Source organism: Pseudomonas sp. LB3P93 (assembly GCF_054898025.1).
Window position 1 is genome coordinate 3371727 of the sequence record NZ_CM142713.1, and the last position, 20945, is coordinate 3392671.

The following is a 20945-nucleotide window of genomic DNA, read 5'->3' on the forward strand; positions in this document are numbered from 1 at the left end:
AAGAGGCCTGAAAGAACAACACATCAACCACTGATATTTTTTTTTGAACAAAAATGAAACCGGTTTCAGAGGTGTAGAACAATGAATAAACCACCCGTTTCCATCAGCCTGTCGAGCTACGGCGCCGACCTGGTCCGCCAACGCGGCCAAGGCAGTTTTATCGCCGTGTTGGCTGCGGCCAGCGCCACGCACATTGAATGGCGCGAAGAGTTGCTGACCGACGAAGACCCGCTGCAACTGGCCGAAGCAACCCAATCCCAGGGACTGGAAAGCATCTATTCGTCGCCGATGGAGTTGTGGCTGGCCGGCCAATCGAAACCCAACCCTGAACTGCTCATCACCCTTCAGCGCGCCGAAACGTTCGGTGCCAAATGGCTGAAAGTCTCCCTGGGTTACTTCACCGATAACAACGATCTCCAGGCCCTGAGCCGAATCCTCGCGCAAAGCCCCGTGCGGTTGCTGGTGGAAAACGACCAGACCCTGCACGGCGGCCGTATCGAACCGTTTCAACGCTTCTTCGGCGAGGTCGAGCAACATCACCTGCCGATCAAAATGACCTTCGACATCGGCAACTGGCAATGGCAGGACCAGTCTGCCGCCAGCGCTGCGCGGTTGCTTGGCCGGCATGTTGGCTACGTGCATTGCAAAGCCGTTGCACGCCGGGCCGACGGCAAACTGGTCGCCATCCCGCCAGCTGCCAGCGACGTGCATCTGTGGGAACAACTGCTGCGGCACATGGCCCAAGGCGTTATGCGTGCGGCGGAATATCCGCTGCAAGGCGATGACCTGGTGCAGTTGACCACCGAACACGTCGCCACCCTCGTCCGCCTCGGCCAATCCCGCCTGGAGAGTGCTCATGCCTGAGTTCGATATCCTCTCGTTCGGCGAAACCATGGCGATGTTTGTCGCCGAGCAGAACGGTGATCTGGCGGCCGTCAGTCAATTCCACAAGCGCATTGCCGGGGCGGACAGCAACGTCGCGATCGGCCTGTCGCGGCTGGGTTTCAACGTGGCGTGGTTGAGCCGGGTGGGCGCCGATTCGCTGGGCCGGTTTGTCGTAGATACTTTGGAAAAAGAAGGCCTGGACTGCAGCCATGTCGCCATCGACCCGGCACACCCGACCGGGTTTCAGCTCAAGTCCCGCACCGAGGATGGCAGCGATCCGGCGGTCGAGTACTTCCGTCGCGGATCGGCGGCCAGTCTGTTGTCGGTGCAGTCGATTGACCCGCCATTGCTCAACGCTCGGCATTTGCACGCCACCGGTATACCTCCGGCGCTGTCGGCGTCTGCCCGGGAAATGTCGTTTGAACTCATGGCCCGCATGCGCAATGCCGGGCGCAGCGTGTCCTTCGACCCGAACCTGCGCCCGAGCCTGTGGGCCAATGAGCAACTGATGATCAGCGAAATCAATCGACTCGCCGCCCTCGCGCATTGGGTGCTTCCGGGGTTGAGTGAAGGCCGGTTACTGACTGGTTTTGAAGACCCGGCAGACATCGCGGCGTTTTATCTCGACCAAGGTGCAGAAGCGGTGGCCATCAAGCTCGGGCCGAATGGCGCGTATTACCGCACGCATCAGGATGAGGGGTTTGTCGCCGGTGTGCCGGTGGCAACCGTGGTCGACACGGTCGGGGCTGGCGATGGATTCGCCGTCGGCATGATCAGTGCCCTGCTGGAAAACTACAGCTTTGCCGAGGCCGTGCAGCGGGCCAACTGGATTGGCAGCCGCGCGGTGCAGAGTCGGGGGGATATGGAGGGGTTGCCGACCCGAGCCGAGATGTCTCTCCCACTCACTGATCGTTCCCACGCTCCAGCGTGGGAATGCAGCCCGTGACGCTCCGCGTCACAGGGGGCGCTCCGCGTCCCTAGAGGCATTCCCACGCGGAGCGTGGGAACGATCACCGTTACCTGCTGCGACAAAAACAACAAGCTCAGGAGCACCATCATGAAAACCGCATCACTCGCCGCCCGCCGCTGGTGGTACATCATGCCCATCGTCTTCATCACTTACAGCCTGGCGTATCTGGACCGCGCCAATTACGGGTTTGCCGCCGCCTCCGGGATGGCCGCCGACCTGATGATCACGCCCGGTTTGTCGTCGATGCTCGGCGCGCTGTTCTTCCTCGGCTATTTTTTCTTCCAGGTGCCGGGCGCGATCTATGCGCAGAAGCACAGCGTGAAGAAGCTGATTTTCGTCAGCCTGATCCTCTGGGGCGGTCTGGCGACCCTGACCGGCATCGTGTCCAACGCTTACTGGCTGATTGTGATCCGCTTCATGCTCGGCGTGGTCGAAGCCGCGGTGATGCCGGCGATGCTGGTGTACCTGTGCCACTGGTTCACCCGTGCCGAACGCTCGCGGGCCAATACCTTTCTGATCCTCGGCAACCCCGTGACCATGCTCTGGATGTCGGTGGTGTCGGGTTACCTGGTGCAGCATTACAGCTGGCGCTGGATGTTCATCATCGAAGGGTTGCCGGCGGTGCTGTGGGCGTTTATCTGGTGGCGTCTGGCCGACGACCGTCCGGCCCAGGCCAAGTGGCTGACTGACCAGGAGAAGCAGGATCTGGAAAGCGCCCTCGCCGCCGAACAGGTCGGCATCAAAGCAGTGAAGAATTACGCCGAAGCCTTCCGCTCGCCGAAAGTAATCATCCTGGCGTTGCAGTTTTTCTGCTGGAGCATTGGTGTCTACGGTTTCGTGTTGTGGCTGCCGTCGATCCTCAAGGCCGGCGCGCAGATGGACATGATCGAAGCCGGCTGGCTCTCGGCGCTGCCGTACCTGGCTGCGGTGATCGGCATGCTGTTGGTGTCCTGGGGCTCGGACAAATTGCAGAAGCGCAAACGCTTCGTCTGGCCGCCGCTGCTGATTGCCTCCATTGCGTTCTACGGCTCCTACGCCTTGGGCGCCGAACATTTCTGGTGGTCCTACACCCTGCTGGTAATCGCCGGTGCCTGCATGTATGCGCCGTATGGACCGTTTTTCGCCATCGTCCCGGAAATCCTCCCGGCCAACGTTGCCGGCGGTGCCATGGCGCTGATCAACAGCATGGGCGCGCTGGGTTCGTTTGGCGGTTCGTATCTGGTCGGTTACCTGAACAGCTCCACCGGGTCGCCCGGCGCTTCTTACCTCCTGATGAGCGGCGCGTTGATGCTCTCGGTGGTGCTGACGATTTTCCTCAAGCCCGGCGCCAGTGACCGGGTCGTGGCCAAGCCTGCAGCGCAACGGCCAGTGACGGCTCACCCTTGATTTGAAGTTGAGATGATGACGATGAAAAAGCAGGTCGTGCTGTACAAGAAACTCTCACCGCTGTTGATGGCTCGCCTGCATGAGCACACCGACGTGACACTGATCGACAACCTCAAGCCGGAGGGCATCGCACACCTGCGCGACGCCCTGCCCCGCGCCCATGGCTTGCTCGGCGCGAGCCTGAAACTGGACGCGGAGTTACTCGACCTGGCGCCGAATCTGCAGGCCATCGCCAGCGTCTCCGTGGGTGTCGACAACTACGACATCGACTACCTGACCGAGCGGCGCATCCTGCTCAGCAACACGCCCGACGTGCTGACCGAAACCACGGCTGACACGGGTTTTGCGCTGATTCTGGCAACGGCCCGGCGGGTTGTGGAACTGGCCAATTTGGTGCGTGCCGGTCAGTGGAACCGCAACATTGGCCCGGTGCATTTCGGCACCGATGTGCATGGCAAGACCTTGGGCATCATTGGTATGGGACGGATTGGCGAGGCGTTGGCACAGCGTGGGCATTTTGGCTTTGGCATGCCGGTGATCTATCACAGCCACTCGCCGAAACCGGCGGTTGAACAACGCTTTGATGCTCAGTACCGCAGCCTGACCGAGTTGTTGCAACAGGCCGATTTCATTTGCCTGACGTTGCCGCTGACGGCCGAAACCGAAGGCTTGATTGGCGCTGAAGAGTTCGCCTTGATGCGCCCGGAGAGCATTTTCATCAATATTTCCCGGGGGAAGGTCGTGAATGAGGCCGCGCTGATTGAAGCGTTGCGCACCGGGCAGATTCGTGCGGCCGGGCTGGATGTGTTTGAGCGTGAGCCGCTGAATCTGGATTCGCCGTTGTTGGCGTTGAACAACGTGGTGGCGACGCCGCACATGGGGTCGGCGACGCATGAAACGCGGGAGGCGATGGCGGAGTGTGCGGTGGAAAATCTGTTGATGGCGTTGGCTGGGGAGCGGCCGAAGAATCTGGTGAATGTCGGGGCGTGGCAGGCCTGACGACGATCGTTCCCACGCTCCGCGTGGGAATGCAGCCCGTGACGCTCTGCGTCACATGGGACGCGGAGCGTCCCCAGAGGCATTCCCACGCAGAGCGTGGGAACGATCTGTCTCTCTGGTCAGGCGCGCCGTGCTTCCAGCAAATCCGCCGCACACAACGCAATCCGCCGGCACGCATCTGCCAGTTTCACTTGGTCCACCACCAACCCGATCCGGATATGCCCCGCAGCACTCGGTCCAAACGCCTCCCCGGCAAGCACTGACACTCCGTACCCCTCTAGCAAGCGCTCGGCGAAGCCTTGGGCGCACAACCCGGTCAAACGCACATCCACCATCACAAACATCCCGCCATCCGGCCGGATCGGGCGAATACCTGCGCAACCGCTCAACCTGGCGCACACCAGATCGCGACGCTGGCGATATTCCTCACGCATCAGCGCCACTTCCGGCAGGTCTTCATCCAGCGCCACTTGCGCGGCTTTCTGCACAAAATCCGGGATGCCAAACAGCATGCACAACGACAAATGCACCAGGTGCTCGGCCAACATTTTCGGGCCGATCGACCAACCGACGCGCCAGCCGCTCATGGCGTGGGATTTGGACAGGCTGTTGATCGTCGCGGTGCGTTCGGCCATGCCCGGCAGACTCGCCGGGCTGATGTGTTCGCCCTCGAACAACAGATCGCTGTAGACCTCGTCGCTGATCAGCCACAGGTCATGGCGCACGCACAACGCGGCCAGCGCTTGCCAGGTCTTCAGAGACAGGCTGGCACCCGACGGATTGTTCGGACTGTTGAGCAACAGGACCCGGGTCTTCGGCGTGATCAGCGCCGCAACATCCGCCGGATCAACGCGAAAGCCGTTTTCCGGCCGCACCGCCACTGGCACCACTTTGGCGGAGCAGGCACCGAACACGCCTTCGTAGGTCACGTACATCGGCTCAGCGACGATCACCTCATCACCTGGATCGAGCAGGCATTGCGCAACCGAATACACCGCACACTGCGCCCCCGGAAACACGATCACATGATCGGCATCCACCGCCTGACCACAGCGCTGTCGATGGCGCCGGGCGATGCTGTTGCGCAATCCGCGACTGCCGCGCACCTCCGGGTAATGCGTGTCGCCAGCCCGCAAGCTGTCGATGGCCGCCTGGACGATGGACGGCGGCGTGTCGAAATCCGGATCACCGATAGACAACAGCAACACGTCGATTCCTTGTTCGCGCATTTCCAGCGCTCGGTCATGAATCTGCCAGGCTGCCGCTCCATCGCCGGCGATTCGTTCGGTCAAGGCTGAATAGCGCATGTGTTTCTCCTGTCGCGCGCGGACTCCCAGACTCAACCCTATCTCAAATCACGAAACGCGCCAGCTATTTGGCATCAGCCAGGACTCACTGAGTGAAACCCGTCAACTTGAACGCGTTTTTCGACCCTGTCTAGCTGATAACTCTGACAGTAGACGAACATTTTTTGAGGCCGCTAAATGAACGCAGGAATTTCGATTTCGATGCTGTTTCCTTTCATAACCATCCAGCTTTGGAGAATCGAAATGTCGAATTTTGATAAAACATCTCAGAAACAAATACCTGTATTACCAGTGTTACCAAAGGAAGTGTTGGATAACGGCCTCACTCAGAAATACCTCTCAGAAAACGGCAATCAATTGAAAGTCACTATAAAACCCTATGCTGATAAATCGTACGACATCGTCTCGTTAAAATTTGGTGAACCGCCCAGAAGTTTTACTGTTAATGCGGGCATTTCCAGCTCGGGCTCTGACACGGTTGTCATATTCACGGCTAACGAGATTCGCGAGGTAGGCGACGGTGATCATTTAATGGACTATGTATTGGTCAATGCGGCAGACAACAACACTTCACCGAGATCGCCCTCTCAAAAAATCACAGTGAAGGGCATGTAAATGCAAAAAGGCTATATAGGCATTTTTCAAACTTAGAACCGCACTACTAATTAAAGTTGGAGCACAAAACTGCTCCAACTTTATTACATCTGCTTCGACTCATACATTTCAAATCACAAACCGCGCCACCATCGCATTCAAATCCACCGCCAAACGCGACAGTTCATGCGTCGCGGCGCTGGTCTGATTGGCACCGGCGGCGGACTGGGTGGCGAGGTCGCGGATATTCACCAGGTTGCGGTCGACTTCACGGGACACCTGGGCCTGTTCTTCCGAAGCGCTGGCGATCACCAGGTTGCGTTCGTTGATCAAGTGGATCGACTGGGTGATTTGCTCCAACGCAACACCGGCGGCGCGGGCCATCTCCAGCGTGCTCTGGGTGCGTTGATTGCTTTGCTGCATCGACGAAACGGCTTCGCCCGTGCCGTTCTGAATGCCGGCGACCATTTTTTCGATTTCCTGGGTCGATTGCGCGGTGCGATGGGCCAGGGCCCGGACTTCGTCCGCGACCACGGCAAAACCTCGTCCGGCTTCACCGGCACGGGCCGCTTCAATCGCCGCGTTGAGGGCCAGCAGGTTGGTTTGCTCGGCGATGGCGCGGATCACGTCCAGCACTTTGCCAATGTCGCGCCCCTGAGCGGCCAGGCCTTCAATCATCAACGACGTATTTTGCACGTCGTGGGTCATGGTCTGGATCGCGTCGACGGTTTCCACCACGCGGTCGCGCCCTTCGCGCGCGGCCTGGGTCGACTGATTGGAGGCTTCGGAAGTCGACACGGCGTTGCGCGCGACTTCTTCCACGGCGGCGGTCATTTCGTTGACCGCTGTCGCAGCCTGTTCGATTTCGTTGTTCTGTTGCTGCAGGCCGCGAGACGCTTCCTGGGTGACGGTGCTCAACTCTTCAGCCGCCGCGCCCAGTTGCGTGGCGGAGCCGGCGATCTGTTCGATGGTTTTGCGCAGGTTGGCCTGCATGACGGACAAGGCGCCGAGCAACTTCGCCGGTTCGTCCTTGCCGTCGACTTCAATGGCTTTGGTCAGGTTGCCGCTGGCAATGGTTTCGGCTGCCTGCACGGCGCGATTGAGCGGCGTAACGATGCTGCGGGTCAACAGCCAGGCCAGCAGCACGGTCAAGAGAGAAGCCACCACCGACACCGCAATGATTCCGTTCACGGCGGTGTTGTAGTTTTCTTCAGCGACAATACCCGCCGCTTTGGCGCCATCATTGTTGTACGCCACCAGTTTATTGAGCTGTTCGCCCATCAGGTCGGTGCCTTCCTTGATCCGCGTGTTGATCAAGGTGCGCATCTCATCCACCTTGTTCTGGCGCGACAGGTCCATCATCTCGCGCTGCGCTTGCATGTAACTGTCCAGCGTCGCGCTGAACACCTTATACAGCGCCGCTTCGTCAGGGCCTGCCGGCAACTCGGCATAGCTGGCCTGGGCCTTGCGCGCCTTGTCGGTGAGCACGCCGATGCGGGTTTCAGCCTCTTGCAAGCTCGCCGGCTCGCGGTTAACCAAAATCCGGAACGACAAAATGCGCATGCGCAGGATATTTTCGGTGACATTGCCCAGGTAGCTGACGCTGGGCAGTTGGTTGCTGCCCATGTCGATCGAGGACTGGCGAATGATCGACATGCGATTCACCGCAAACACACCCAGTACGATGACGAGCAAGGCAATGAAGGCAAAACCCAGGAAAGCTCGAGGCGCGATATTCAGATTACGCAGGGACATAGGACGATACTCGGGTGATTGAGGCGGCGAGCGTCCTTGCGGGGATTGCTGAGTGGCGGGCGTTGGGGCGCGCAGGGTCAGCTTGGCGCCACTGTTGTAATAGGTTTGTGTGCGCCTATTGGGGGTATCGGCTGGGGATGAGGTTTTATGCGGGGAGTTGAGAAAAATATTTCACGGGGCTGCAATTGTTTCAGCCGTGAAACACCAGTGGCCCTGATGAACATTTGTGGCGAGGGAGCTTGCTCCCGTCCGGCTGCGCAGCGGCCGTAGATTTTGGGGCCGCTTCGCAGCCCAGCGGGAGCAAGCTCCCTCGCCACAAGATTCCTGTGTGCTGACAGTTTTGTTTAGGGCTTGCGGCTGGCGATTCGCCAAACCCGTGCGATATCACTGGCGCGATCTTGCAACAACCGCGGTGTCTCGGCACACGCCTGCTCCAGCGTCATCGGCCCACTGGCCAACGCAAACGCCGCATCGATGCCATGCGCATACAACTCCTGATACCCCTCGCCCAACGTCCCCGCGATCACAATCACCGGCACGCCTTGCTCTCGGGCAATACGCGCCACGCCGAACGGGGTCTTGCCGCGCAAGGTCTGCGCATCGAAACGCCCTTCGCCGGTGATCACCAGGTCGGCACCCTTTACCGCGTCAGCCAACCCGACCAACTCGGCGACGACTTCCACGCCTGCCTGAAATTGCGCATCCAGAAACGCCTTGGCCGCAAAGCCCAAACCGCCCGCAGCGCCGCTGCCCGGCTCGTCCTTGACGTCTTTGCCCAGTGCCTGGGCGCACAGTTCGGCAAAGTGGCCCAGCGCTGCATCCAACTGCTGAACTTGCTCGGGCGATGCACCTTTCTGCGGACCGAAAATCGCTGAAGCGCCGTGTGGACCGCACAGTGGATTGTTGACGTCGGCCGCGATGTCGAAGCGCACATTGGCCAGGCGCGGATCGATTTCACTCAGATCGATCCGAGCCAGTTGCGCCAACGCCAGACCGCCCGGTGCCAGCGTTTGCTCTTGGGCGTCCAGCAACTTCACGCCGAGCGCCTGCATCGCCCCGGCGCCGCCGTCGTTCGTGGCGCTGCCGCCAATGGCCAGGATCACCCGTTGCGCCCCGGCATCCAGCGCCGCGCGAATCAGCTCACCGGTGCCGAACGTGCTGCTGACGCACGCATTGCGTTGCCCCGGCGGCACCAGTTGCAAGCCGCTGGCTTCGGCCATTTCGATGATCGCGGTATGGCTTTGCGGCAACCAGCCCCACGCGGCATCGACGGTTACGCCGAGCGGTCCGCGAACTTGCGTCCTGCGTAATTGACCTTCGCACGCCGCCAGAATCGACTCGACCGTGCCTTCACCGCCGTCGGCCATCGGGCATTTGACCAGTTGTGCATCCGGCCAGACCTGCGCCAAACCGAGGGCAATGGCGTCGGCCACACCCTGGGCACTCAGGCTGTCCTTGAACGAATCGGGGGCGATGACGATTTTCATGCGAATTCTCCAGTTCCAATGCGTTCCATGCTGCCAGCAGCCCCGAACAATAACGCCGGTCCGCTGCACAAGCGGGTGTGGCGTTTATTGTTCATTTCCACAAAGTCCTGCCGACCTACACACTTGTTTTAGCAGCTGCGTTGTGGCGAGGGGATTGGGGAGCTCAGTCGGTTTGGGGCAGAAGCTGCACGCCAAGGTACAGCGCAAGCATCCCGTCCAGCTTCAGCGGATCAACCCCACTCAACTCGGCAATCCGCTCCATCCGGTAGCGCAAACTGTTGCGATGAATCCCCAACGCCTCCGCACACGCCTGGCTTTGTCCATCGTGGTCGCACCAACTGCGCAAGGTCGCCAGCAGTTGGCCGTTGCCGTCCTTGGCAATGACTTTGCGCAGTGGCTTGAGCAATTCATCCAGCGCGTCATCATTGCGGTGGCGCCACAGCATCACCGGCAGCCGATAACGGTTGAGCGTCAGCAAGCGCGAGCGCGGCAACACATCTCGCCCATAGGCCAGCAAGTCGCCGACCCGTCGATAGCAACGACGCAGCCCGGACAATCCATCCGCTTGCCCACCCACGGCAATGCGCAAAATATTCCAGCCCAGACCGTCGAGTTTTTCCAGCAGCCGATCATTCTCGATCGCCTGACTCGCCGGCCGGCACCACAGCAACGAAGACTTGGCCGAGCTCACGCACCAACTGTCCGGGTAACGCGAAGTCAGCCACGCACTCAGCGCATCCACCGTTTGCCCGGGACCGTGTTCCATGCCCAACTCGAACAGATAAGGCACCCGCGTCATCTGCGGTTTCAGGCCCAACTGCTGCGCTTCGTCCAGCAAGCGCGGGGAATCTCCGGCCTCGCTCAGCAGCAACGCCAGCAGATCATCGCAACGCTGCCGGCGCCATTGCTGCTCGGCCTGCTGATTGCGCTGGCCCACCAGCATTTCGGCGGTCATCCGCACCAGCTCGGCATAGGTGCGCAATTGCTCGGGTTCACCGGTAATCCCCAGCACGCCGATCAAGCGCTGATCGAGCAGCAACGGCAAGTTAATCCCCGGCTGCACGCCTTTGAGATGAATCGCGGTTTGCGCGTCGATTTCCACCACCCGCCCGTTGGCCAGCACCAGCTGCGCGCCTTCATGGCGAGTGTTGATCCGCTCCGGTTCGCCGCTGCCGAGAATCAATCCCTGGCTGTCCATGACGTTGACGTTGTACGGCAGGATGGCCATCGCCCGGTCGACGATGTCCTGGGCCAGGTCGTGATCGAGTTCGAACATATCGGGATCCTTGAAAGCGTGATGGGACGGGGTTGTTCACCCGCACAGGGCTGGGATGCAAACCCTGTGCTCAGGCACAAAGACAGCAACCCCGAGGGTGGCCGAGACTCTCTGGGCGATCAACGTTACCCTGCGCATCGCAAAAAATCATAATAAAGAGAGAGCCCGCCATGTCACAGAGCGCCGCCGCTACCCAGGCCATCGTTGACGACAAAAACGCCGTCTACAAGCGCATTACCCTGCGTTTGATCCCCTTCATCTTCATCTGCTACCTGTTCAACTACCTCGACCGGGTCAACGTTGGATTCGCCAAACTGCAGATGCTCGACGCGCTGAAATTCAGCGAAACCGTGTACGGCCTCGGGGCCGGGATCTTCTTTATCGGCTACGTGCTGTGCGGCGTGCCAAGCAACCTTGCCCTGACCAAATTCGGCCCACGGCGCTGGATCGCGCTGATGATGATCGTCTGGGGCACGCTGTCGACCTGCCTGCTGTTCGTCACCACCCCGACCGAGTTCTACACCTTGCGCCTGTTCACCGGCGCGGCCGAAGCCGGGTTCTTCCCGGGGGTGGTGCTCTACCTCTCGCAGTGGTTCCCGACCTTCCGCCGTGGCCGCATCATGGCGCTGTTCATGTCGGCGATCCCGGTGTCCGGCCTGCTCGGCAGCCCGTTCTCCGGCTGGATCCTCAACCACTTCGCCGCAGGTCAGGGCGGTTTGGCCGGCTGGCAGTGGATGTTTCTGTTGCAAGGCATTCCGACTGTGATCCTCGGCGCCCTCGCCTATTTCTTGCTGAGCGACAGTTACGCCAATGCCAAGTGGCTCACGCCGTTCGAGCGCTCGGTGCTGGAAGCCGACCACGCCGAAGACCTGGCCAACAAACCGAAAACCACCACCGACTCGCTGCTGGCCGTATTCAAGAATCCGGCGATCTGGGCGTTCGGCTTGATCTACTTCTGCATCCAGAGCGGCGTCTACGCGATCAACTTCTGGCTGCCGTCGATCATCAAGAACCTGGGTTTCAGCGATAACCTGGTGATCGGCTGGTTGAGTGCGATTCCGTACCTGCTGGCAGCCGTGTTCATGTTGATGGTCGGCCGCTCGGCGGACTTGCGCAAAGAACGCCGCTGGCACTTGGTGGTGCCGATGTTGATGGGCGCGGTCGGTCTGCTGATCGCCGTGAACTTTGCCACCACACCGGCCATTGCGATCCTCGGCCTGACCATCGCCACCATGGGCGCCCTCACCGGTTTGCCGATGTTCTGGCCAGTGCCGACAGCAATGCTGAGTGCGGGCGCAGCAGCGGGCGGTTTGGCGTTGATCAACTCCATGGGGCAGATGGCGGGTTTCCTGAGCCCGTACCTGGTGGGTTGGGTCAAGGACAGCACCGGCTCGACCGATGCCGCGCTGTATCTGCTGGCGGGTGTGATTGTGTGCGGGAGCATCTTGGCGCTACGCATGACACGCACGTTACGGGTGTAATGATCGTTCCCACGCTCCGCGTGGGAATGCCTCTAGGGACGCTCCGCGTTCCAGCTCTGGAATGGGACGCGGAGCGTCCCGGGCTGCATTCCTTTGCTGCGCGTGGGAACGATCAACAAAAAAATCGGCCCTTTCGGGCCGTTTCTCATTTTGCACATGCACACACGCTTATGTGGTCAGACACACTTTTGTGATCACACAGGCTTTTGTGGCGAGGGAGCTTGCTCCCGCTGGGCTGCGAAGCGGCCCCAAAAGCAGCAACCGCAAGCTTTCAGGCACATCGCGTAATCCGGTTTTACGACTGCTACGCAGCCGAGCGGGAGCAAGCTCCCTCGCCACAGGTCGTGCTCTCTACAGAAGTTGCTTTAGCCCTGCAGTCCGACATTATCCAACACCCGGTTCGCCGCAATCTCCGCCACCATGATGCTGTTGGAAATCCCCAAAAGCGCATAACGCGACTCACCCTCCAGATGATCCACCAACTGGTGCACCATCACATCAACCGAGGCCAGCGTCTCGACCAGATAAACCGCCAGGGTTTCGGTCGTAGCCTCTGGGTCCACGGAAAACAGGGTGCTGCGGGTTCGCGGGGTGGCTTTGATGTCGGCATTCGACGGGAAGTGGAAGTCGAGCGCGCGTTCGGCGGCCTCGTTGAGCTTTTTGGAATCGGCGGTTTCGTAGGGGGAAACGTCGTCCGCTTCTGGTGGATTGGGTGTTGGTTTGAACATTGATGGTGCTCCAGGTAATACATTAAGGAGCCATCACCCTCGCTACCAACGAAGGGTGGCGGCCATACGCAGGTTGGTAGACCGGTTACCTGGTGCAAAACCCGGCGCATCCGAGGATGCCCTACGCATGACAGCCATAAAACAGAGGACGAAAATGATCTCTGCATTACGTTGCGTTATGCGACAGGTAACCGGGCTACCAAACCCCATCGCTGTTCTTCAGCGACGGGGTAACGATAAAACCCAGGCCCAAGGCGCACAAGCCGGCGGATTCTGGCGCAGTCGTAGGCAACGGCGCAAGGATGTGTAGCCTGAGAGAGTGTCTGGAGATGTGTGTTAAACATCTCTGTTTAATTCTCCATTTCAGATCGGTTATGAAGGCAGAGGCGCGTAAATAGATCTGTCCCCTTAACTGATGCTTAACTGATGCTTAACTGATGGGAGATCGGACAGATAAATAGATGCCCCCCTTTTCCTCTCCGTACTAACCCTTGGCGCGGGTCAGGGTGCTGTGAGTGCAATGCATAGGTTTGCGTACCCAACGCTTTCCTCATACAGTCCGGAGACTTCGTGGAAGGTGTTACCGGGGGAGTTCCCAAAGAGGCCGTAAGGGTAAGGGTAGGGGGAGTCGGGGGACCGTTGGTTGGTGGTGCGGTAGAGTTGCTGTATTTTGGGATGGTATTTGGCGTTGAGTGCGTGGATGTGGGTTTGGATTTTGCTGTGGTCCAGGAAGGATCCGCTGACCCTTGTGACCCAGTCAAGGTACGCGCGATGATGCATTCCGGTGGGATTGTAAAGATAGGTAATCACATTGGAGGTGGTGACTTGATAGCTCTTGGTTTGATGTTGGTCGGATACATAAATCGTGGCTGATCCGTTTCCCTCGCTGCGCACCCGGCCATTGCTATCGACTGATGCGATGTTTGGGTGGGAGGACCGGTAGGTGAACGGCGGGTTGCCACCGGTAGGGACGCGGGTGTCAGCGGTGCCGTCTGGGTCATTTCCGGTGAGGACCCAATCGAGCCCGGTGCCCGCGATAGAAATGTTAAAGCCGTCGAGGACCATTGCGGACGGATCCAGGATCAACTCCAGCGCCTGGCCAACCACAAACTCCAACCCATTCGAATAACTCGTCTCATCCGTCGCCGCCCGCCAGATCCGGTAACTCACCGTCACCTGCTTGCCGCGGTTCGGTCCGATATGCTCGGCGACGAACGCGGCGCTTAGGGTGAAGCGCACATCCTTGTCCTTGGTCAGCGCATTGAGGAGGATGTCGTCTTCCTTGATGCCCGTCGCCTCGCCTACCCACTTGTAGAACACCTTGTCACCGGCCTGAGTCGGGTTGACGGTCGGTCTTGGTGCGGTCAGCCAGCCGACGCCGTTAGGCCAATCGTTGGGTTCCAGCGCCCCCTCCTGTTCACCCAGCACGATGGGCTTGACCAGTTCAAACTGCGGCTCGCCCACCTTCAGCTGCGTCGCATGCAGCGATTCGCGCCGCACGATCTCACCGTTCGGGCCTTCGCTGAGCAGGTAGTACGACAGATCCAGCGTGCCGCCCTCCAGGGTTTTCAGGTGCTTGCCGTCCACCGTGATGAAGAGGTCTTTCCCGGCCTCGATTTCTTCCTTGCTGAGAATGTGCCATTCCAGCTCAGGGGTATAACTGCTCTTGTCGGGGCGCATACCGGACCAGATCAGCTCGATGCCCATGCCCAGCAGCATGATCAGGTCGAACGGAATCCGCACGCGAGGGGACAGCAAGTTCGGGTCAATCGCGCCGTTTTGCTCAGCTTCGGCACTGGGGGCGGCCAGGCGTTTCGGTTCGCCGATGAAGCTGACGAATTGACCCTTGGACGGCAAAGGCTCGGGTATGCCGGGGCGTTCCACGTGGCAGGAAAAGGTCACCTGGGTTTTCGCCAGTTGGCGCACGTCGGCGTTGGACAGGCTGACTTCGTAGGTGTGCGGCAGGTTGTCCACCGTCTGGGGCGGCGTGGTGATTTCCACTGCCTCGCCCTCGACCGTGGTGCCGCGCATCTTCACAACAATATGGTCTCCCAGCTGGAACGCCGGCTTTTTGGCCCATACCTGGACCGTGAGGTTTTTTTCGCCCAGCGTATCGAGGTCAAGGACGTTGTTCACGGCCTCCTTGGCGATCGGCGCGTCCAGCAAATCGGTGCCGGTCATGACCACCAGCCGCGTGGCCTTGCACCAGTCTTCCGAGTAGTTGTGCACCACGTCGCGCACCCGGAAGGTGACCGCCAGCCCGTCGCCATCGGTGTCGCCGGCCTCAAGAATGATGGCTTTGTGGAAGAGTATCTCGGTCGGATGACTGACCGGGTCGCTGATCTGCTCGGCGGTCAACGGCGCGGACTCCACGTACACACCGCCCCAGCTGCACACGATGACATCACCCTCCGCCGCGTCCGGATAAGGCGCGCCGGTTCCGGCTTCGGCCCGCACGAGAATGGGCACCCCGTCCTCGGCGATATCCTTGTCGACGATGCCCTCGACGATGGCCGGGTCGATGAACATGTACAGGTTCGAGTGGCTGCCTTCTGCCTCGTCCGTGTCCTGGCCGGCGGGGATCTCGAGTTTGGCGTAGAGCTTGAGCGGCGGCGCGTAAGTCTCGGGGCCCTGATTGAAGCGGGTCACCCGATAGGCCAGCGTATGCGGCCCCGTCAGCCAATGCTTTGGCGCCACCCACAAGGTCACGCGCTCGCCGACTTCAGTGTCTGCGGTGAGGGTGTGCTGGTCGACCACCAGGCCGTTGAACAGCAGCTCGGCCTTGTCGCCTTTGCCCATGGCCGACCAGGCCGGGACATAGACTTTCAGCCCGTTGTCGGGAAAGTTGTCGAGTGCGGCCGCGCGGTTGATGCCCCATACGTCAGCGGAAGACTCCAGCTTGTGGGCACCAGGGATTTCCGGTGGACGCAGCAGCAAAGACACGGGCTGGCGAGTGGGTTGCACGAGCATGGTGAGGACTCCTGTCGGATGAGTTGGGCGACGGAGTCATTTAAGGCGTGAAGCAATCCTGGCGGCTACTGTCAGAAATAACAGGTAGGAACGTTTTTCCGACAAGCGGTAGCCCCAACAAAAAGCAACGCGCCACCTCGCCTTCTACTCAAATCCTTACCAATCAACAAAAAACCCCGGTAAAAACGCCAGATCTTTAAAGGATTTTTACCAATGAGCTCGATCCTCGACCTGGAGATCTTCGTCCGCACCGTCGACTCCGGCAGCATTTCCGCCGCCGCCCGCTCCCTGGAACTCACCCCCGCCGCCGCCAGCATTGCCCTAAAAAGCCTGGAAACCCGCCTCGGCAGCCGCTTGTTCGCCCGCTCGACGCGCAGCATGCGTCTGACCGAAGAAGGCCGGCGTTATCTGGAAAGCGTGCGTCTGGCCCTGGCCGCGCTGGCGGAAGGTGAGCAAGCGCTCAAGCATCAAACCCAAGGCTTGAGCGGCGTGTTGCAACTGGCCGCGCCTTCGGATTTCGGGCGCAATGTGTTGCTGCCGTGGCTGGATGATTTCAAGCGCCTACACCCGAATATCCAGCTGCAATTGCTGCTCAATGACCGCCACTCCGATCTCTTCCGCGAAACCATCGACGTCGCGTTGCGTTTCGGTGTGCCCAGCGATTCGACGCTGGTGGCGTTGCCGATTCTGCCCGGGCATCGTCGTGTGGCCTGCGCCAGTCCTGATTACCTCGCACGCAGCGGCGCGCCGAAGTCGCCGGCTGACCTCCGCGAACACAGCGCCCTGCTCTACCTGCGCAACGGCCGGCCTTATAACAGTTGGCGTTTCAGTCGCAACGATGAAGTGATGGACATCGAAGTACGCGGCGACTACCTCACCGACGACGGCGAAGTCGCGCGCCGCTGGGCGTTGGCCGGGCATGGCATCGCCTACAAAGCCTGGCTGGATGTCGCCGCCGATGTTCAGGCCGGGCGGCTGGTGACGCTGTTCGATGACTGGCAAGGCGAAAGCGTGCCGTTCAATTTGCTGTGCCCGCACCGGGTGCAGGTCTCGGAGCGGGTCAAGGTGTTGCAGGCGTTTCTGCAAGAACGTTGTCATGCACTGTGTCGATAATTTCACTTTTCTGCGCACAGGCGTTCTGGTATTTGATTGAAGCTTTCCCACCAGTAAAAGGATTTCGTCATGAGCTATCGCACGCTGGGTCATTCGGGTTTACAGGTGTCGACCCTGACACTGGGCACCATGATGTTCGGCGAACAGACCAGCACCGAAGATTCCCTGCGAATCATCGATAAGGCCTGGGACCAAGGCATCAATTTCATCGACACCGCGGACGTCTACACCGGCGGCCGTTCCGAAGAGATTGTCGGCGAAGCGATTGCCGGCAACCGTCACGAATGGGTATTGGCGACCAAGGTCGGTTTCGGCCCGGTGGACGGTGTGCCGAACCGCAGCGGTTTGAGCCGCAAGCATATTTTCAATGGCCTCGACGCCAGCCTGACGCGTCTGGGCACTGACTATCTCGACATCTATTACCTGCACCGCGAAGACCACAACACGCCGCTGGAAGTGACCGTGTCGGCGATTGGCGACCTGATTCGCCAGGGCAAGATTCGCTATTGGGGGTTGTCGAACTACCGTGGCTGGCGGATTGCCGAGGTGGTTCGTGTGGCGGACCAATTGGGTGTTGATCGACCGGTGATCAGTCAGCCGCTTTACAACATCGTTAATCGTCAGGCCGAGACCGAGCAGATTACCGCCGCGCAAAACTATGGTCTGGGCGTGGTGCCTTACAGTCCCCTGGCTCGCGGTGTGCTCAGCGGCAAGTACGCACCCGACGTGAAACCGGACGCCAACAGCCGCGCCGGTCGCGCTGACAAACGCATTCTGGAAACCGAGTGGCGGGTGGAGTCGTTGCGTATTGCCCAGCAGATTCAGCGGTACACCCAGGAACGCGGCGTGGGCATTGTCGAGTTCGCGATTGCCTGGGTGCTGAACAACGGCGCCGTGACGTCGGCGATTGTCGGGCCGCGCACCGAGGAACAGTGGGATGCGTACACCAAGGCGCAGGCCGTGAAGATTACGGTTGAAGATGAGGCGTTCATTGATTCGCTGGTCACGCCGGGGCATTCCTCGACGCAGGGGTTTAATGATGTGAGTCATTTTGTGTCAGGGCGTAAACCGCGTACGGCATGAGCATTTTCGCGAGCGGGCTCGCACGTTGGATCTGTGTCGTTTACACATCCCTGCGGCAGCGAGCCCACTTGCGAAGGCATCAGCCGTAATGACCAGGTAGAACCGGATCAATAAACGCTGGTCAGCAGAACCTGACGCAGGACTGAATTAAGACTAAACTCGGTCCTATTCAATCTCGCGAGGCTCACCCATGAAGCTTTCATCTCAAATCAAGCCGATCAGCTACCTGAAAAGTCACACTGCCGAAATCGTCAAGACACTCACAGAGAGCCGCGAGCCCTTGGTGATCACCCAAAACGGTGAAGCGAAGCTTGTGGTCATGGACGTAAAAAGTTTCGAAGAGCAGGAAGACACCATGGCCTTGCTTAAGCTCTTGGCGATGGGAAATCGTGAAGTAGAAGAAGGCAAGTTTCGCGATGCCGAAGATGTCTTTGCAGAAATGGACAGGGCTGACCATCAATGAGTTTAAAGGTCGTCATTCTTAAGTCTGCCGAGATGGACCTGAAAGAACTTCGTATTTATCTCATCCAACAGTGCTCTCCCCAAACCTGGCAAAGCACCTATGCCGACCTGAAGGCCGTCATCCGCAATTTGGGAATACAGCCCTATTCAGGATCGATTCCGGAGGAAATCAAGAAGCTTAATCTTAGTCAGTATCGACAAATCCTGTCAGGGATGAACCGAATCATCTATGAGATTCGAGAGCAGACGATCTATGTCCACATCATTGCTGATACCCGAAAGAGTCTGCCTGCACTGCTGATGAAGCGGCTGCTTCAAGGGTAGTCCCGCCACTCCTTCAAGCCTGAAAATACAAGCGAGCCCGCTCGCGAAGAAGCCCTCAAACCCAACATCTCTCGCACCGCAATGGTGCGCCAGCCTTCAATCCACGCCCATTTCAGTGACTCCCCAGTCCCGTTTTGACCCACCCTCAAAAATAAACCTGCCCTTCGTCGGTGCGTTTCCCCCTCAAAGCGCTGTGCCTTTACCCTCTTCTCACCGATTGTCGAACAATTTCGCCACTTGACCTGTCCCGCTCTAGGATCTGGCCTAGACTCATTTTCGCGAGGTAAAACCGGTCAGTCATCTGGTGGTAAGAAACTCGAAACTTTTGGTCCTGACAGGGGGTCAGGTTAAAGGTAGGGCCACAGCGACTGGTGCATTCCTTGCAACGGCCCCTCCACCCTTTCTGCATTTAGCGCATTGGGCAGCATTGCTCACCGATGCGAAGCGCGTTTGCGCCCGGCCACAGGATTTGGCCACGAACACCGTTTGTGCCTGACCTGGAATTAGATCAACAACACGGGAGATTCATATGATTAGTGCGGCTTTAGATATTCAGGGAGAGCGTGCTCATCAGCAGGTCGGCGAATCGAGCGTCGTGAATGCTCCGAGCGCCCAATCGATCAGCGTACCGGGCACCAAGACGCTGACACCGGCTGCCAGTCAGAATCCGAACAGAAAGAAAGTGTTGTTCGTCACCTCCGAGATCGCCGACCTGGTCAAGACCGGCGGTTTGGGTGACGTTTCCGCAGCGCTGCCCCGCGCAATGGCTCAATTGCACGATGTGCGGGTGCTGATCCCCGGTTACCCGCAAGTGCTGCACAGCGAAAACCCGATTCATATCATCGGTGAACTCGGTGGGCACGCCGCACTGCCGCCCTGCAAGATCGGGCGCATGGACATGCCGGACGGTCTGGTCATTTACGTGTTGATCTGCCCCGAGCTCTACGAGCGCGAAGGTTCGCCTTACGGCGCCAACAACGGCCGCGACTGGCCGGACAATCACATTCGTTTCGCTCGCTTGGGCCTTGCCGCCGCCGATATCGCCGCCAATCTTGCACAAATTCACTGGTGCCCGGATCTGGTGCATGCCCACGACTGGCCGGCCGGACTGGCGCCTGCCTACATGCACTGGCGTGGACAGCGCACCCCGACGCTGTTCACCATTCACAACCTGGCCTATCAGGGCGTCACCAGCCTTGGCTCCTGCCCGGAACTCGGTATTCCAAACCATGCCTTGCAACAGGAAGGCATGGAGTTCTACGGCAAGATGTCGTTCCTCAAGGCCGGCATGGCCTACTCGAGCCACATCACCACCGTCAGCGCCACCTACGCTCAGGAAATCACCACGCCGGCCTTCGGCTGTGGTCTCGACGGCTTTCTTGCCGCCAAGACCCAGCAAGGTCTGCTCAGCGGTATTCCCAACGGCATTGATGAAAGCTGGGACGCCGCCACCGACACGCACCTGTTTCGTCCATTCAGCATCGGCGACTGGGAAGGCAAAGCGGTCAACGCTGCCCATGTCCGTGAACTGTTCGGCCTGGAAGACTCCGAAGGCCCGCTGTTCGCCGTGGTCTCGCGTCTGGTCTATCAGAAAGGCCTGGACCTGACCGAAGGGGTTTCCGAATACATCGTCAAAAATAGCGGCCAGATCGCGATCATCGGTCGTGGCGAGCCTGAAGAAGAACAAGCCATGCGTGAACTGGCCCTGCGCTTCCCCGGGCAAATCGGTGTGCGCATCGGCTTCAATGAAACCGACGCCCGTCGCATGTTCGCCGGCAGTGATTTCCTGTTGATGCCGTCGCGTTACGAGCCGTGCGGCCTGAGCCAGATGTACGCCCAGCGCTTCGGTTCGTTGCCGGTGGCACGCAATACCGGCGGTCTGGCCGACACCATTGAAAACGGCGTGACCGGTTTCCTTTTCGACGAATCCACAGTCGAGAGTTACCAGGAAGCCCTGAGCCGTGCATTCAAGGTGTTCGCCTTCCCTGGCCTGCTCAACGCCATGCGTTGCCGCGCCATGGCCGCGCCTTTCAACTGGTGCAAGGCGGTAGAACCCTACGCCGAACTCTACGAACAACTTGTCGCCAAAGCCCTGGGTAAATCGGGCAAACAGTAAAAAGAGGTT

At 59.5% G+C, this 20945-nt stretch carries 17 protein-coding genes; 11 read left to right on the plus strand and 6 right to left on the minus strand.

Going from position 1 to position 20945, the window contains the following annotated elements; genetic code table 11:
• Positions 1 to 81: 81 nt before the first annotated feature.
• The 4 genes from ACYZT8_RS15215 (at position 82) to ACYZT8_RS15230 (ending at position 4240) form a co-directional block, all read left to right on the plus strand.
• Complete coding sequence (locus ACYZT8_RS15215; protein ID WP_461973805.1) at positions 82 to 864, plus strand: sugar phosphate isomerase/epimerase family protein; 783 nt, start codon at positions 82 to 84, stop codon at positions 862 to 864.
• On the plus strand, positions 857 to 1831 hold the full coding sequence (locus tag ACYZT8_RS15220) for a sugar kinase (RefSeq protein WP_461973807.1): 975 nt from the start codon (positions 857 to 859) through the stop codon (positions 1829 to 1831). The genes ACYZT8_RS15215 and ACYZT8_RS15220 overlap by 8 nt, the downstream gene beginning before the upstream one ends.
• 111 nt (positions 1832 to 1942) lie before the next feature.
• Positions 1943 to 3241: an MFS transporter gene (locus ACYZT8_RS15225; protein ID WP_461973809.1), complete on the plus strand. Its 1299-nt coding sequence runs from the start codon at positions 1943 to 1945 to the stop codon at positions 3239 to 3241.
• A 21-nt stretch (positions 3242 to 3262) separates the two neighbouring features.
• Positions 3263 to 4240, plus strand: a complete 978-nt coding sequence (locus tag ACYZT8_RS15230) for an NAD(P)-dependent oxidoreductase (RefSeq protein ID WP_461973811.1) — start codon at positions 3263 to 3265, stop codon at positions 4238 to 4240.
• A 119-nt stretch (positions 4241 to 4359) separates the two neighbouring features.
• Here ACYZT8_RS15230 and ACYZT8_RS15235 read toward each other — a convergent pair whose 3' ends face one another.
• Positions 4360 to 5547 carry a pyridoxal phosphate-dependent aminotransferase gene (locus ACYZT8_RS15235; RefSeq protein ID WP_461973813.1) on the minus strand — a complete coding sequence of 396 codons (1188 nt, stop codon included), beginning with the start codon at positions 5545 to 5547 and terminating at the stop codon, positions 4360 to 4362.
• 177 nt (positions 5548 to 5724) lie between these two features.
• Here ACYZT8_RS15235 and ACYZT8_RS15240 point away from each other — a divergent pair, with 177 nt between their 5' ends.
• A complete protein-coding gene (locus ACYZT8_RS15240) occupies positions 5725 to 6162 on the plus strand; it encodes a hypothetical protein (protein WP_461973815.1) in 438 nt (145 codons plus the stop codon).
• 108 nt (positions 6163 to 6270) lie between these two features.
• Here ACYZT8_RS15240 and ACYZT8_RS15245 read toward each other — a convergent pair whose 3' ends face one another.
• The 3 genes from ACYZT8_RS15245 to ACYZT8_RS15255 form a co-directional block, all read right to left on the minus strand.
• Complete coding sequence (locus ACYZT8_RS15245; protein ID WP_461973817.1) at positions 6271 to 7896, minus strand: methyl-accepting chemotaxis protein; 1626 nt, start codon at positions 7894 to 7896, stop codon at positions 6271 to 6273.
• A gap of 344 nt (positions 7897 to 8240) precedes the next feature.
• Positions 8241 to 9383 carry a glycerate kinase gene (locus ACYZT8_RS15250; RefSeq protein ID WP_461973819.1) on the minus strand — a complete coding sequence of 381 codons (1143 nt, stop codon included), beginning with the start codon at positions 9381 to 9383 and terminating at the stop codon, positions 8241 to 8243.
• 163 nt (positions 9384 to 9546) lie between these two features.
• Positions 9547 to 10659, minus strand: a complete 1113-nt coding sequence (locus ACYZT8_RS15255; RefSeq protein WP_461973821.1) for a sugar diacid recognition domain-containing protein — start codon at positions 10657 to 10659, stop codon at positions 9547 to 9549.
• Positions 10660 to 10829: 170 nt separating this feature from the next.
• Between ACYZT8_RS15255 and ACYZT8_RS15260 the strand changes: the two genes are divergently transcribed.
• Positions 10830 to 12140, plus strand: a complete 1311-nt coding sequence (locus ACYZT8_RS15260; protein WP_461973823.1) for an MFS transporter — start codon at positions 10830 to 10832, stop codon at positions 12138 to 12140.
• A gap of 365 nt (positions 12141 to 12505) precedes the next feature.
• On the opposite strand, the gene ACYZT8_RS15265 is transcribed toward ACYZT8_RS15260, so the two are convergent.
• Positions 12506 to 12868 (minus strand): DUF6124 family protein, encoded by a 363-nt coding sequence (locus ACYZT8_RS15265; protein WP_461973825.1) that lies wholly within the window; start codon positions 12866 to 12868, stop codon positions 12506 to 12508.
• 501 nt (positions 12869 to 13369) lie between these two features.
• The gene (locus tag ACYZT8_RS15270) at positions 13370 to 15838 is read right to left on the minus strand and encodes an Ig-like domain-containing protein (protein WP_461973827.1); all 2469 of its coding nucleotides are present in this window, start codon (positions 15836 to 15838) and stop codon (positions 13370 to 13372) included.
• Positions 15839 to 16051: 213 nt separating this feature from the next.
• Here ACYZT8_RS15270 and ACYZT8_RS15275 point away from each other — a divergent pair, with 213 nt between their 5' ends.
• The 5 genes from ACYZT8_RS15275 to glgA all read left to right on the plus strand — a co-directional run bounded on the left by ACYZT8_RS15275 (position 16052) and on the right by glgA (position 20936).
• Positions 16052 to 16951 (plus strand): LysR family transcriptional regulator, encoded by a 900-nt coding sequence (locus ACYZT8_RS15275; protein ID WP_461973829.1) that lies wholly within the window; start codon positions 16052 to 16054, stop codon positions 16949 to 16951.
• Positions 16952 to 17020: 69 nt separating this feature from the next.
• On the plus strand, positions 17021 to 18034 hold the full coding sequence (locus ACYZT8_RS15280; protein ID WP_461973831.1) for an aldo/keto reductase: 1014 nt from the start codon (positions 17021 to 17023) through the stop codon (positions 18032 to 18034).
• A 190-nt stretch (positions 18035 to 18224) separates the two neighbouring features.
• The gene (locus ACYZT8_RS15285) at positions 18225 to 18497 is read left to right on the plus strand and encodes a type II toxin-antitoxin system Phd/YefM family antitoxin (protein ID WP_461973833.1); all 273 of its coding nucleotides are present in this window, start codon (positions 18225 to 18227) and stop codon (positions 18495 to 18497) included.
• The gene (locus tag ACYZT8_RS15290) at positions 18494 to 18820 is read left to right on the plus strand and encodes a type II toxin-antitoxin system RelE/ParE family toxin (RefSeq protein WP_461973835.1); all 327 of its coding nucleotides are present in this window, start codon (positions 18494 to 18496) and stop codon (positions 18818 to 18820) included. The genes ACYZT8_RS15285 and ACYZT8_RS15290 overlap by 4 nt, the downstream gene beginning before the upstream one ends.
• A 529-nt stretch (positions 18821 to 19349) precedes the next feature.
• Positions 19350 to 20936, plus strand: coding sequence for a glycogen synthase GlgA (gene glgA / locus ACYZT8_RS15295; protein WP_461973837.1), 1587 nt, complete (start codon positions 19350 to 19352; stop codon positions 20934 to 20936).
• Positions 20937 to 20945: the final 9 nt, after the last annotated feature.